The sequence below is a fragment of the Aeromonas hydrophila subsp. hydrophila ATCC 7966 genome (assembly GCF_000014805.1).
Taxonomy (GTDB): Bacteria; Pseudomonadota; Gammaproteobacteria; order Enterobacterales; family Aeromonadaceae; genus Aeromonas; species Aeromonas hydrophila.
This window is the reverse complement of record NC_008570.1, coordinates 3,718,326-3,731,143: the sequence shown is the minus strand read 5'-3', so window position 1 is coordinate 3,731,143 and position 12,818 is coordinate 3,718,326. Positions and strand designations below refer to the sequence as shown.

The 12,818-nt window shown below is 58.6% G+C and carries 11 protein-coding genes and 2 tRNA genes; all 13 read left to right on the top strand.

From position 1 onward, the window contains the following. Positions 1-30 precede the first annotated feature (30 nt). The 13 genes from folP (at position 31) to pnp (ending at position 12,740) form a co-directional block, all read left to right on the top strand. Positions 31-876, top strand: coding sequence for a dihydropteroate synthase (gene folP, locus AHA_RS16745; RefSeq protein ID WP_011707079.1), 846 nt, complete (start codon positions 31-33; stop codon positions 874-876). Positions 877-893: 17 nt separating this feature from the next. Beyond that, entirely contained in the window at positions 894-2,228 is a 1,335-nt protein-coding gene (gene glmM / locus AHA_RS16740; protein ID WP_011707078.1) for a phosphoglucosamine mutase, read from the top strand. A gap of 131 nt (positions 2,229-2,359) precedes the next feature. Then, positions 2,360-3,124, top strand: a complete 765-nt coding sequence (gene tpiA / locus AHA_RS16735; RefSeq protein ID WP_011707077.1) for a triose-phosphate isomerase — start codon at positions 2,360-2,362, stop codon at positions 3,122-3,124. Then, positions 3,125-3,451, top strand: coding sequence for a preprotein translocase subunit SecG (secG, locus tag AHA_RS16730; protein WP_010633113.1), 327 nt, complete (start codon positions 3,125-3,127; stop codon positions 3,449-3,451). A 7-nt stretch (positions 3,452-3,458) separates the two neighbouring features. After that, positions 3,459-3,543, top strand: a tRNA-Leu gene (locus AHA_RS16725). A gap of 92 nt (positions 3,544-3,635) precedes the next feature. Next, positions 3,636-3,712 (top strand) — tRNA-Met (locus AHA_RS16720). 167 nt (positions 3,713-3,879) lie between these two features. Continuing rightward, positions 3,880-4,338 carry a ribosome maturation factor RimP gene (gene rimP, locus AHA_RS16715; protein ID WP_016351719.1) on the top strand — a complete coding sequence of 153 codons (459 nt, stop codon included), beginning with the start codon at positions 3,880-3,882 and terminating at the stop codon, positions 4,336-4,338. 14 nt (positions 4,339-4,352) lie between these two features. After that, positions 4,353-5,855 carry a transcription termination factor NusA gene (gene nusA / locus AHA_RS16710; protein WP_011707075.1) on the top strand — a complete coding sequence of 501 codons (1,503 nt, stop codon included), beginning with the start codon at positions 4,353-4,355 and terminating at the stop codon, positions 5,853-5,855. A gap of 20 nt (positions 5,856-5,875) precedes the next feature. Continuing rightward, positions 5,876-8,569, top strand: a complete 2,694-nt coding sequence (gene infB / locus AHA_RS16705) for a translation initiation factor IF-2 (protein WP_011707074.1) — start codon at positions 5,876-5,878, stop codon at positions 8,567-8,569. 55 nt (positions 8,570-8,624) lie between these two features. Further along, positions 8,625-9,059: a 30S ribosome-binding factor RbfA gene (gene rbfA, locus AHA_RS16700; protein ID WP_011707073.1), complete on the top strand. Its 435-nt coding sequence runs from the start codon at positions 8,625-8,627 to the stop codon at positions 9,057-9,059. 1 nt (position 9,060) lies between these two features. Further along, on the top strand, positions 9,061-10,020 hold the full coding sequence (gene truB, locus AHA_RS16695; protein WP_016351717.1) for a tRNA pseudouridine(55) synthase TruB: 960 nt from the start codon (positions 9,061-9,063) through the stop codon (positions 10,018-10,020). A gap of 144 nt (positions 10,021-10,164) precedes the next feature. Continuing rightward, positions 10,165-10,434 (top strand): 30S ribosomal protein S15, encoded by a 270-nt coding sequence (gene rpsO, locus AHA_RS16690; protein ID WP_005298162.1) that lies wholly within the window; start codon positions 10,165-10,167, stop codon positions 10,432-10,434. A 167-nt stretch (positions 10,435-10,601) separates the two neighbouring features. Further along, positions 10,602-12,740 (top strand): polyribonucleotide nucleotidyltransferase, encoded by a 2,139-nt coding sequence (gene pnp / locus AHA_RS16685; RefSeq protein ID WP_011707071.1) that lies wholly within the window; start codon positions 10,602-10,604, stop codon positions 12,738-12,740. Positions 12,741-12,818 lie beyond the last annotated feature (78 nt).

Below are 12,818 nucleotides of genomic sequence, written 5' to 3'. Positions count from 1 at the left end.
GGGTTTTTCTTTATGTCAACGGAAGTAACGATGCAGCTAACCAGCAAGGGGCTCAGCCTCTCCCTCGAACGTCCCCACGTCATGGGGATCCTCAATGTGACACCGGACTCCTTCTCCGACGGCGGTCATTTCAATCAGCTGGAGCGGGCGATGACCCATGCGCGCCAGATGGTGGCGGAGGGGGCGACCCTCATCGACATCGGTGGCGAGTCGACCCGTCCCGGAGCTCCCGATGTGAGCGAGCAGGAGGAGCTGGACAGAGTGATTCCCGTGGTGGAGCGCATGGTCGCCGAGCTGGAGGTGATGATCTCCCTGGATACCTCCAAGGCGGCGGTAATGCGGGAAGGCTGCGCGGCGGGTGCCCATCTTATCAACGACGTACGAGCCCTGCTCGAGCCGGGGGCCCTGGCCGCGGCCGCCGTTGCCAACGTTCCGGTGTGCCTGATGCACATGCAGGGGCAGCCCAGAACCATGCAGGCAGAGCCGCATTATGACGATCTGCTGGGGGAGGTGAGGGCTTTCTTCGACGAGCGGATCGCCGCCTGCCTGACAGCGGGAATAGAGAGGGAGCAGTTGTTGCTGGACCCCGGTTACGGTTTCGGCAAGACGCTCGCACACAACTATCAGCTGCTTGCCCAGCAGGAGAAGTTGCTCGATTACCAGCTTCCGCTCTTGGTCGGTATGTCGCGAAAGTCTATGATAGGCAACCTGCTTGGCTGCCCGGTTGATGAACGGCTGGCCGGCAGTCTGGCCTGTGCGCTCATCGGGATGCAGCGCGGTGCCCGGATCATTCGGGTGCATGATGTGCGAGCGACCATGGATGCCTTGCGTACCGGCTGGATGGTCATGACGGGACAAGATTTCATATCCAAATAAAAAAACGAGAACAGACAATGGCAAGAAAGTATTTTGGCACCGACGGTGTACGCGGCAAGGTGGGTGAATACCCGATCACCCCGGATTTCGTGATGAAATTGGGCTGGGCCGCGGGCAAGGTGCTCTCCAAGAAGGGTACTCGCAAGGTGCTGATCGGCAAGGATACCCGCATCTCCGGCTACATGCTGGAGTCCGCACTGGAGGCGGGCCTGTCCGCCGCGGGTCTCAAGGCCATTCTGATGGGCCCCATGCCCACCCCGGCCGTCGCCTACCTGACCCGCACCTTCCGGGCCGAAGCCGGCATCGTCATCAGCGCTTCCCACAACCCCTATTACGACAACGGCATCAAGTTCTTCTCCGCCGACGGTACCAAGCTGCCTGACGAAGTCGAGATGGCCATCGAAGCCGAGCTGGACCACGAACTCAAGTGCGTGGAGTCCGCCGAGCTGGGCAAGGCACTGCGCATCGACGATGCCGCTGGTCGTTACATCGAATTCTGCAAGAGCACTTTCCCCTCCAATCTGAGCCTGGAAGGGTTGAAGATGGTGGTGGACTGCGGTCATGGTGCGACCTACCACATTGCGCCTTCCGTGTTCCGCGAGCTGGGAGCAGAAGTGATCGCCATCGGCTGCAGCCCGGATGGTCTCAACATCAACGACGGTGTCGGTTCGACCGCCCCCGAAGCCCTGGCGGCCAAGGTGCTGGAGTGCAAGGCAGATCTGGGGGTGGCCTTCGATGGTGATGGCGACCGTCTGGTGATGGTGGACAACACCGGCTATATCATCGACGGCGACGAAATCCTCTACATCATTGCCCGCGATGCATTGCGCAACGGTCGCCTCAAGGGCGGCGTGGTGGGCACCCTGATGGCCAACATGGGTCTGGAGCTGGCGCTGCAGACTCTCGGCATCCCGTTCGCCCGCGCCAAGGTGGGTGACCGCTACGTGCTGGAGATGATGAACGAGAAGGGCTGGCGCATCGGCGGCGAGAACTCCGGTCACATCATCTGCCTGGATCAGACCACTACCGGGGATGGCATCGTCGCCGCCCTGCAGGTACTGACTGCCATCTGCACTGCCGAGATGCCGCTGGCCAAGCTGCGCTCCGGCATGAACAAGTTCCCGCAGGTGCTGGTCAATGTGCGCTTTGCCGAAGGCAGGGATCCGCTGGCGGCCGACGCCGTGCAGCAGGAAGTGGCCAAGGTGGAACAGGAGCTGGCCGGTCGTGGTCGTGTGCTGCTGCGCAAATCCGGCACTGAACCTCTGATCCGCGTGATGGTGGAAGGGGAACATGAACAGCAGGTGCGTGACATGGCCCAACGCATCGCACAACAGGTTGAATCGGCGTTTTAATGAACAAAAAGGGCGGCTTTTAAGCCGCCCTGGTTGTATCTTGTTCAAACGATTCGAAAATTTGAAAATAGCGCTTGTCAGCTGACAATCCTCTGGATATTATCAGCCCCGCTTTCGCAAGGGAGTTGCCGATGGGACATCGCAAGCCGTTTGTAGCAGCCAACTGGAAGTTACACGGTAGTAGGTCGCAGTTAGAGCAGTTTACTGGTCAATGTCTGAAGGGCGTTGATGAACGAGTAGACGTGGTCTTGTGTCCATCCCATGTGCATCTCGACTTTACGGCCGCATTGCTCGGTGAGCAGCGAACAATGAAGTTGGGGGCTCAGAATGTGAGCCAGCACAGACAGGGCGCTTACACGGGGGAAATCTCGTGTCAGATGCTGGTCGAGGCAGGGTGTCGATACGTACTGGTAGGGCACTCCGAGCGCAGGCGTCTCTTTGGTGAGACCAGTTTTATCGTCGCAGAGAAGTTTGCGGCAGCCAGAGCGGCAGGTCTGATTCCCATCCTCTGTTTGGGTGAATCAGGGGCGGCGAGGCAGGCGAGAAGAACCTTCGAGGTGATCGCCGAAGAGCTGGACATCGTCATAGAGAAAAATGGCGCGATGGCTTTCGATAATGCTATCATCGCCTACGAGCCGATTTGGGCTGTAGGTACAGGTAAATGCGCCACACCCGAGCAGGCACAAGAGGTTCATTCCTTTATACGTGGTCGCTTGGCGGAGGATACTCCGGTCATAGGTGAGAAAGTTAGAATCATCTATGGTGGGAGCGTGACGCCGGCCAATGCGAGAGAGTTGTTTGCCCAGCCCGACGTTGACGGCGGCCTAATTGGTGGAGCAAGTCTCGATGACCAGACGTTTTTAGGAATTGTTGAAGCGGCAAAGGGTGCAAGTTAAATGTACGAGATTCTTTTGGTCGTTTATCTGCTGGTTTCACTGGCTCTGATTGGTCTGGTGATGATTCAGCAAGGTAAAGGGGCTGACATGGGCGCCTCCTTCGGCGCAGGGGCATCGAATACCGTATTCGGCTCCGGTGGTTCAGGCAGCTTCCTGACCCGCACAACAGCGATTTTGGCTACTCTGTTTTTCTTGATTAGCTTGGTGCTCGGCTCTATGTCGAGCAACAAGGTCAAACAGGGTAGTGAATGGGAAAATCTGCAACAAACCCAACAGGTTGAGCAGAGCAAAGCGCCAGTCAAGAAAGACACTGACGTTCCCGAGTAAGAGTTTTGCCGTGGTGGTGGAATTGGTAGACACGCTATCTTGAGGGGGTAGTGCTCTAGGGTGTGCGGGTTCGAGTCCCGCCCACGGCACCAATTAAGCAGTGAGCCCGGGTAACCGGGTGTATTATAGCCAGTCAGTCTTGTGTGACGAGGGTGAAGTGGCTATAATCTCGCACGATTTCGGACGCGGGGTGGAGCAGCATGGTAGCTCGTCGGGCTCATAACCCGAAGGTCGTCGGTTCAAATCCGGCCCCCGCAACCAAATTTCACGCATTTCCTACGCTCAGGAAGGCGGTCGCTGCGAGGCGACAATCAGGGTAAAGCGCCAAGCCCCGATTTGACATCGGGGCTTTTTGTTATGTGCAATTTACTCTGAACCAATTTCTATCTGGGCTTTATGCCCTTTTTTTGTTTTTTCGGAGGGTGACTTTGGCTACGTTGGAACAACGTTTGACCGATCTGCTCGAGGCTCCTGTCGTTGCCTTGGGCTTTGAACTGTGGGGTATTGAGTTTATCCGTGCGGGTAAACACTCCACCTTGCGCGTCTATATCGACGGCGAGCATGGCGTGAGCGTCGAGAACTGTGCTGAGGTCAGCCATCAGGTTGGCGCCATCATGGATGTCGAAGATCCCATCACAGAGGAGTATTACCTCGAGGTGTCTTCCCCGGGTCTGGATCGTCCCCTGTTCAAGGTTGCCCAGTTCGAAAAATACGTTGGCCAAGAGGCGGCGGTAACGCTTCGGATGGCAACAAACAACCGCCGCAAGTTCAAAGGCGTAATCAAAGCTGTGCAGGGCGACATGATCACCCTGACGGTAGATGGTAAGGACGAAGTGTTGGCTTTCACCAATATCCAAAAAGCGAACATAGTGCCGAACTTTGGTTAACGAGGCTATCGGATATGAATAAAGAGATTTTGCTGGTCGTTGACGCAGTTTCCAACGAGAAGGCGGTACCCCGCGAGAAGATTTTCCAGGCTCTGGAAACCGCGTTGGCGACGGCGACCAAGAAAAAATACGAAGGCGAGATTGAAGTTCGGGTCGAGATCGATCGCAAGACCGGTGACTACGACACTTATCGCCGCTGGGTGGTCATTGCAGATCAAGCTGCGATGGAAAACCCCTACGCCGAGATTACCCTGGAAGCTGCCCAGATCGAGCAGCCAGAGATCCAGATCGGTGAATACGTTGAAGATCAGATCGACTCTGTCACCTTCGACCGCATCACCACCCAGACTGCCAAGCAGGTCATCGTGCAGAAAGTGCGCGAAGCCGAGCGCTCCCAGGTCGTTGACCAGTTCAAGGACAAGGAAGGCACCATCATCAGCGGCGTGGTCAAGAAGAGCAACCGCGACAACGTGATTCTGGATCTGGGCAGCAACGCCGAAGCCGTGATCTTCCGCGACGACATGCTGCCGCGCGAGACCTTCCGTCCGGGCGACCGCATCCGTGGTCTGCTCTACGCCGTGCGTCCGGAAGCCCGTGGTTCCCAGCTGTTCGTCAGCCGTTCCAGCCCGGACTTCCTGAAAGAGCTGTTCCGCATCGAAGTACCGGAAATCGGTGAAGAGATGATCGAAATCATGGGCGCAGCCCGTGATCCGGGTTCCCGCGCCAAGATCGCGGTGAAGACCAACGATCGTCGTATCGACCCGATCGGTGCCTGTATCGGCATGCGCGGTGCCCGCGTTCAGGCGGTCTCCGCCGAGCTGAGCGGCGAGCGCGCCGACATCGTGCTGTACGATGACAACCCGGCCCAGTACGTGATCAATGCCATGGCGCCTGCCGATGTGGCCTCCATCATCGTTGATGAAGACAACCACACCATGGACATCGCCGTGGAAGCCGCCAACCTGGCCCAGGCCATCGGTCGCAACGGTCAGAACGTGCGTCTGGCTTCCCAGCTGACCGGTTGGGAGCTGAACGTGATGACCGTCGAGGACATGCGTGCCAAGCACCAGGCCGAGAACGACCGCATCCTGACGCTGTTCACCAGCACTCTGGACATCGATGACGATTTCGCCAGCCTGTTGATGGAAGAGGGTTTCTCCACTCTGGAAGAGATCGCCTTCGTGCCGGTCAACGAGCTGCTGGCCATCGATGGCCTGGACGAAGACATGGTGGAAGAGCTGCGCAAACGCGCCAAAGATGCTCTGACCACCAAGGCTTTGGCCAAAGAAGAATCCTTTGAAGGTGTAGAGCCTTCCGAAGAACTGCTCAATCTGAACGGCCTTGGCCGTGAAATGGCGTACGCACTGGCCGCTCGCGGCATCGGTACCCTGGAAGATTTGGCAGAGCAAGGCATCGATGACCTTGCTGATATTGAAGGGCTGACGGCAGAGAAAGCCGGTGAGCTGATTATGGCTGCTCGTAATATCTGTTGGTTCGGAGAAGAGCAGTCTGAGTAAGATCAAACGGAGGAAAATGAATGGCAGAAGTATCAGTCAAACAACTTGCCACTGACATCGACACACCGGTTGATCGTCTTCTCCAGCAGTTTGTCGATGCCGGTATCAGCAAGAGCAAGGCCGACGACATGGTCAGCGAGTCTGAGAAACAGACACTGCTGGCCCATCTGAAGAAACAGCATGGAGGTGACGAGGTCGCCGCACCTGCCCGCATGACCTTGCAGCGCAAGACCAAGAGCACCATCAGTGTTCAGGGGACTGGCGGCAAGAACAAGGAAGTGCAGGTAGAAGTGCGCAAGTCTCGCACCTATGTAAGACGTTCGGCGCTGGAAGATGAACAGCGCCAGGCGGAAGCCGAGGAAACAGCGCGTTTGGAAGCAGAAGAAAAAGCTCGTCGCGAGGCCGAAGAGAAGGCCCGTCTCGACGCTGAAGAGAAGGCTCGCCGTGAGGCTGAGCAGGCTCGTCGTGAAGCTGAGGAAAAGGCGCGGATCGAGGCACAACAAAAGGCTCGACAGGCTCAACAGCCCGCCAAAGCAGCCGGTAGCACAGCTCAGCAAGAGGCAGAAAAGATGGCCAAGCGCGAAGCAGAAGAACTGAAGCGCCAACAAGAACAAGCAGCCTTGACCAAGGCTGAGGAACTCGCCGCGAAGAAAGCCGAAGAGGCTCGTGTCATGGCGGAACAGAACGCAGCCCGCTGGGCTGAAGAAGAAGCCGCTCGCGCCAAAGAGAGCAGCGATTACCATCTGACCACCAACAAGCACGCTCAGGCGGCTGAAGATGAGTTGGATCGTAAGGAAGAAACCAGCCGCCGCACTGCCGCTGCTGCCAAGGGCCCGAAAAAGGCCGGTCGTCGTGAAGACGATCGCGATGCGCGCAACCCGCGTGCTCGCAAGGGCAAGCGTGGCAAGGTCGCCACTCCGAACGCCATGAAGCACGGCTTCAACAAGCCGGCGGCCGCGGTGAACCGCGACGTGGTGATTGGCGAAACCATCACTGTGGCAGAGCTCGCCAACAAGATGGCCGTCAAGGGCGTTGAAGTCATCAAGGTGATGATGAAGATGGGTGCCATGGCCACCATCAACCAGGTGATCGACCAGGAGACCGCTCAGCTGGTCGCCGAGGAGATGGGTCACAAGGTGGTGCTGCGCCGCGAGAACGAGCTGGAAGAGGCGGTACTGTCCGATCGTGACGAGACCTCCGAAGCCAAGCCGCGCGCGCCGGTCGTGACCATCATGGGTCACGTCGACCACGGCAAGACCTCTCTGCTGGACTACATCCGCAAGGCCAAGGTTGCTGCGGGTGAAGCCGGTGGTATTACCCAGCATATCGGTGCTTACCACGTCGAAACCGACAGTGGCATGATCACCTTCCTGGATACCCCGGGTCACGCGGCGTTTACCTCCATGCGTGCTCGTGGTGCCAAGGCGACTGATATTGTGGTGCTGGTCGTTGCTGCCGATGATGGCGTGATGCCGCAAACCATCGAAGCCATTCAGCACGCCAAGGCCGCTGAAGTGCCCTTGGTAGTGGCGGTCAACAAGATCGACAAGCCGGAAGCGGATCCGGATCGCGTCAAGACCGAGCTGGCCCGTTACAACGTCATGTCCGAAGACTGGGGTGGCGATTGCCAGTTCGTCCATGTCTCCGCCAAATCCGGCCAGGGCATTGATGACCTGCTGGAAGCCATCCTGATCCAGTCCGAAGTACTGGAGCTGAAAGCCGTGGTTGACGGCATGGCCAACGGCGTCGTGATCGAGTCCTTCCTGGACAAGGGTCGTGGCCCGGTTGCTACCGTGCTGGTACAAGAAGGTACCCTGCGTCAGGGCGACATCGTGCTGTGCGGCCTGGAATATGGTCGTGTCCGTGCCATGCGTGACGAGCTGGGTCGCGAGATCAAGGAAGCAGGTCCGTCCCTGCCGGTGGAAATCCTCGGCCTGTCCGGCGTTCCCTCTGCCGGTGACGAAGCCACTGTCGTGCGTGACGAGAAGAAAGCCCGTGAAGTGGCGCTCTACCGTCAAGGCAAGTTCCGCGAAGTCAAGCTGGCTCGCCAGCAGAAGGCCAAGCTGGAAAACATGTTCGCCAACATGACCGAGGGCGAAGTGTCCGAAGTGAACGTGGTGATCAAGGCCGACGTACAGGGTTCCGTGGAAGCGATCTGCGATGCCCTGGTCAAGCTCTCCACCGACGAAGTGAAGGTGAAGATCGTGGGTTCCGGCGTGGGTGGTATCACCGAAACCGACGCTACCCTGGCTGCCGCGTCCAGCGCCATCCTGGTGGGCTTCAACGTCCGTGCCGATGCCTCTGCACGCAAGGTCATCGAGGCCGAGAGCCTGGATCTGCGTTACTACTCCGTCATCTATGACCTGATCGACGAAGTGAAGCAGGCCATGAGCGGCATGCTGGCCCCCGAGTACCGTCAGGAAATCATCGGTCTGGCCGAAGTGCGCAGCGTGTTCAAGTCACCGAAGTTTGGTGCCGTGGCCGGCTGTATGGTCACCGAAGGTGTGGTCAAGCGTTCCAACCGCATTCGCGTTCTGCGCGACAACGTGGTTATCTATGAAGGCGAGCTGGAATCCCTGCGTCGCTTCAAGGATGACGTCAACGAAGTCAAGAACGGTTACGAGTGTGGTATCGCGGTCAAGAACTACAACGACGTACGCGAAGGCGACCAGATCGAAGTTTACGAGACCGTTGAAATCCAACGGACTCTGTAAGGCTGGAGTCAGATTAAATAGGGGGCCGCGGCCCCCTTTTATCGCAGGATAGAATATGGCCAGAGAATTTAGCCGGACCCGTCGGGTCGGACAGCAGATCCAGCGTGAAATCGCGCTCATTCTGCAGCGCGAGGTCAAGGATCCGCGCATCGGCATGGTGACCGTTTCCGATGTGGAAGTGTCCCGTGACCTCAATTACGCCAAGGTGTATGTCACCTTCTTGCAGCTGGAAAATGATGCCGAGCGCATCAAGGAAGGGCTCAAGGCGCTGACGGAAGCCGCTGGTTACATCCGCAGCCTGCTGGGCAGCGCCATGCGTCTGCGTGTGGTGCCCGAGCTGCGTTTCTTCTACGACCAGACCCTGGTCGAGGGGATGCGTCTCTCCAACCTGGTGACCAACACCATCCGTGAAGACAAGCGTCGCATGGCCGAATCCGGTCGTGAAGAAGACGATGCCGCGCCGGATGAAACTACTGAGGATAACGCCTGAGATGTCTCGTAGACGTCGTTTCAAGGGCCGTGACGTGCACGGTATCCTGCTGCTGGACAAGCCGACCGGGCTGACCTCCAACGATGTGTTGCAGAAGGTCAAGCGGATCTACAACGCCGCCAAGGCCGGCCACACCGGCGCCCTGGACCCGCTGGCAACCGGCATGCTGCCGATCTGCCTCGGCGAAGCCACCAAGTTCTCCCAGTATCTGCTGGAAGCGGACAAGCGCTACGAGGTGACCGCCAAGCTGGGCGAGCGTACCAATACCAGCGACTCCGATGGCGAGGTGGTCTCCACCCGGCCGGTGAACGTGGCCGTGGGTACCCTGATCGAGTCGCTGGACCAATTCCGCGGCCCCATCATGCAGGTGCCGTCCATGTACTCCGCCCTCAAGCACAACGGTCGCCCACTCTACGAGTACGCCCGTGAAGGCATCGAGATCGAGCGGGAAGCCCGCCCCATCACGGTGTTCGAGCTCAAGCTCATCAGCTTTGAAGGGGACGAGGTCAAACTGGAGGTGCACTGCAGCAAGGGTACCTACATCCGCTCCCTGGTGGACGATCTGGGGGAGGTGCTGGGCTGCGGCGCGCACGTCACCCAGTTGCGCCGTACCCAGGTGGCCAGCTATCCCTATGAGCGGATGCTGACTCTGGAACAACTCGAGTGCATCTTCGAGCAGGCCAAGGCCGAAAGCATTCCGCCGCGTGAGCAGCTGGATCCGCTGCTGCTGCCGATGGACACCGCCGTGGCAAGCCTGCCCGAGGTGAACATGCTGGCCGCCGTGGCCGCCTATGTGAACCAGGGCCAGGCCGTGCAGGTCGCCGGGGCGCCGCAGAGCGGTCAGGTGCGCATGACGGTCGGTCCGGAGCGCGAGTTCATCGGCGTGGGCGAGATCGACGACGAGGGGCGTGTGGCGCCCAAGCGTCTGGTGCGTTATCACGACGAACACGACGAGGAGTGATCCTCAGGCGGTATCGACGCGTGTTGGCCGTTGTGGCTCTTTCCCGTTGCGAAAAGTGACGGGGACGATTATGATACCGCCCTCATTTCACGGCTGAATTAGAGATTGGCTGTGAACCTTTAAACACTCTACTGGAGTAATACCATGTCTCTAAATGCTGAGATCAAAGCTCAAATCGTTGCTGACAACGCTCGTTGCGCCAACGACACTGGCTCCCCCGAAGTGCAAGTTGCCCTGCTGACTGCCCAGATCAACCATCTGCAAGGTCACTTCAAGGAGCACTCCAAGGATCACCACGGTCGTCGCGGTCTGCTGCGCATGGTTTCCCAGCGTCGTAAGCTGCTGGACTACCTGAAGCGTAAAGACGTTCAGCGTTACGCTGCTCTGATCGCCAAGCTGGGTCTGCGTCGTTAATCGACCATCAGATTTCGCGAAAAAGGGGAACCTCCGGGTTCCCCTTTTTTATTGCGCGTCAGGCTGTTGCCGCCCTCACAGAATTTGTGTCGCTGCTTACCTTTTGCATCGAATCAAGTATACTTGCACGCGAATTTAAAGCGCCAAATTGTAAAAAGGAAATTCACGTGAATCCTATTGTAAAGTCATTCCAGTACGGTCAACACACCGTCACTCTGGAAACCGGAGTGATGGCCCGTCAAGCCACTGCGGCCGTCATGGTCAGCATGGACGATACCTGCGTATTTGTGACCGTAGTTGGCAAGAAAGAGGCCGATCACGGCCGTGATTTCTTCCCGCTGACCGTCAACTACCAGGAGCGTACCTATGCTGCTGGTCGTATCCCGGGTGGTTTCTTCCGTCGTGAAGGCCGTCCGAGCGAAGGCGAGACCCTGATCTCCCGTCTGATCGACCGTCCTATTCGTCCGCTGTTCCCGGAAGGCTTCCTCAATGAGGTTCAGGTGGTTGCCACCGTCATGTCCGTGAACCCGGCCGTTTCTCCCGACATCGTTGCCATGATCGGTGCCTCCGCGGCGCTGGCCATCTCCGGTATCCCGTTCGGCGGCCCGATCGGTGCAGCCCGCGTGGGTTACATGAACGGTCAGTACGTGCTGAACCCGACCACGACCGAACTGCCGCAGAGCGATCTGGATCTGGTAGTTGCCGGTACCGCCAACGCCGTGCTGATGGTTGAATCCGAAGCGGCCATCCTCTCCGAAGAGGTGATGCTGGGTGCCGTGGTATTCGGTCACGAGCAGATGCAGGCCGTTATCAACGCCATCAACGAATTCGCTGCCGACGTCGGCACCAAGCCGTGGAACTGGACTGCTCCTGCCGTCAACGAAGCGCTGAAAGCCAAGGTTGCCGAGCTGGCGACAGCCGAGCTGGGTGAAGCCTACCGCATCACCGAGAAAGCCGTGCGTTACGAAACCATCGGTGCCATCAAGGCTCGCGTGGTTGAGCAAGTCATCGCTTCCGGTGTGGAAGAAGATGCCAAGAAGATCGGCGAAGAGTTCCACAGCCTGGAAAGCCGCATCGTCCGTGGTCGCGTCGTACGTGGTGAGCCGCGCATCGATGGTCGCGATCCGGAGATGATCCGCGCGCTGTCCGTCGCCACCGGCGTACTGCCGCGTGCTCACGGCTCCGCCCTGTTCACCCGTGGTGAGACTCAGGCCATGGTCGTTGCCACTCTGGGTACCGAGCGTGACGCCCAGAACATCGACGAGCTGACCGGCAACCGTGCCGATCGCTTCATGCTGCACTACAACTTCCCGCCATACTGCGTCGGTGAGACCGGCATGATGGGTAGCCCGAAACGTCGTGAGATCGGTCACGGTCGTCTGGCCAAGCGCGGCGTTGCTGCCGTGATGCCGAGCGCCGACGAGTTCCCGTACGTGGTACGCGTGGTCTCTGAAATCACCGAATCCAACGGCTCCTCCTCCATGGCCTCCGTCTGTGGTTCCTCCCTGGCGCTGATGGACGCCGGTGTGCCGATCAAGGCCTCCGTTGCCGGTATCGCCATGGGTCTGGTGAAGGAAGAAGAAGGTTTCGTCGTGCTGTCCGACATCCTGGGTGACGAAGATCACCTGGGCGACATGGACTTCAAGGTTGCCGGTACCACCGAAGGTGTGACCGCACTGCAGATGGACATCAAGATCGAAGGCATCACCAAAGAGATCATGGAGATTGCCCTGAAGCAAGCTCGTGGTGCTCGCCTGCACATCCTGAAAGTGATGGACGAAGCCATCCAGGCGCCGCGTGCCGAGATCTCCGATTTCGCCCCGCGCATCCACACCATCAAGATCAACCCGGAGAAGATCAAGGACGTCATCGGTAAAGGTGGCTCCGTGATCCGTGCCCTGACCGAAGAGACCGGCACCAACATCGAGCTGGATGATGACGGTACCGTCCGCATCGCCGCCGTTGACGGTGATGCCGCCAAGGAAGCGATCCGCCGTATCGAGGCCATCACCGCCGAGATCGAAGTGAACCGCATCTACGAAGGCAAGGTTGTACGTCTGGCTGACTTCGGTGCCTTCGTCAACATCCTGCCGGGCAAGGATGGTCTGGTGCACATCTCCCAGATCACCGATGCACGCGTGCAGAACGTGGCCGACTATCTGAAGATCGGTGACGTGGTGAAGGTGAAGGTACTGGAAGTGGACCGTCAGGGCCGCGTGCGTCTCTCCATCAAGGAAGCGAACGCCCCGACCGAAGCCGCAGCCGAGCCGGCTGTTGCCGCCGTCGAAGAGCCGGCCGCCGAATAAGCCGCCGAGCCGTGAAAAAGCCGACCTCAGGGTCGGCTTTTTTTATATTTGTGGCTTGATGTTGTCTCCTTTGAGACC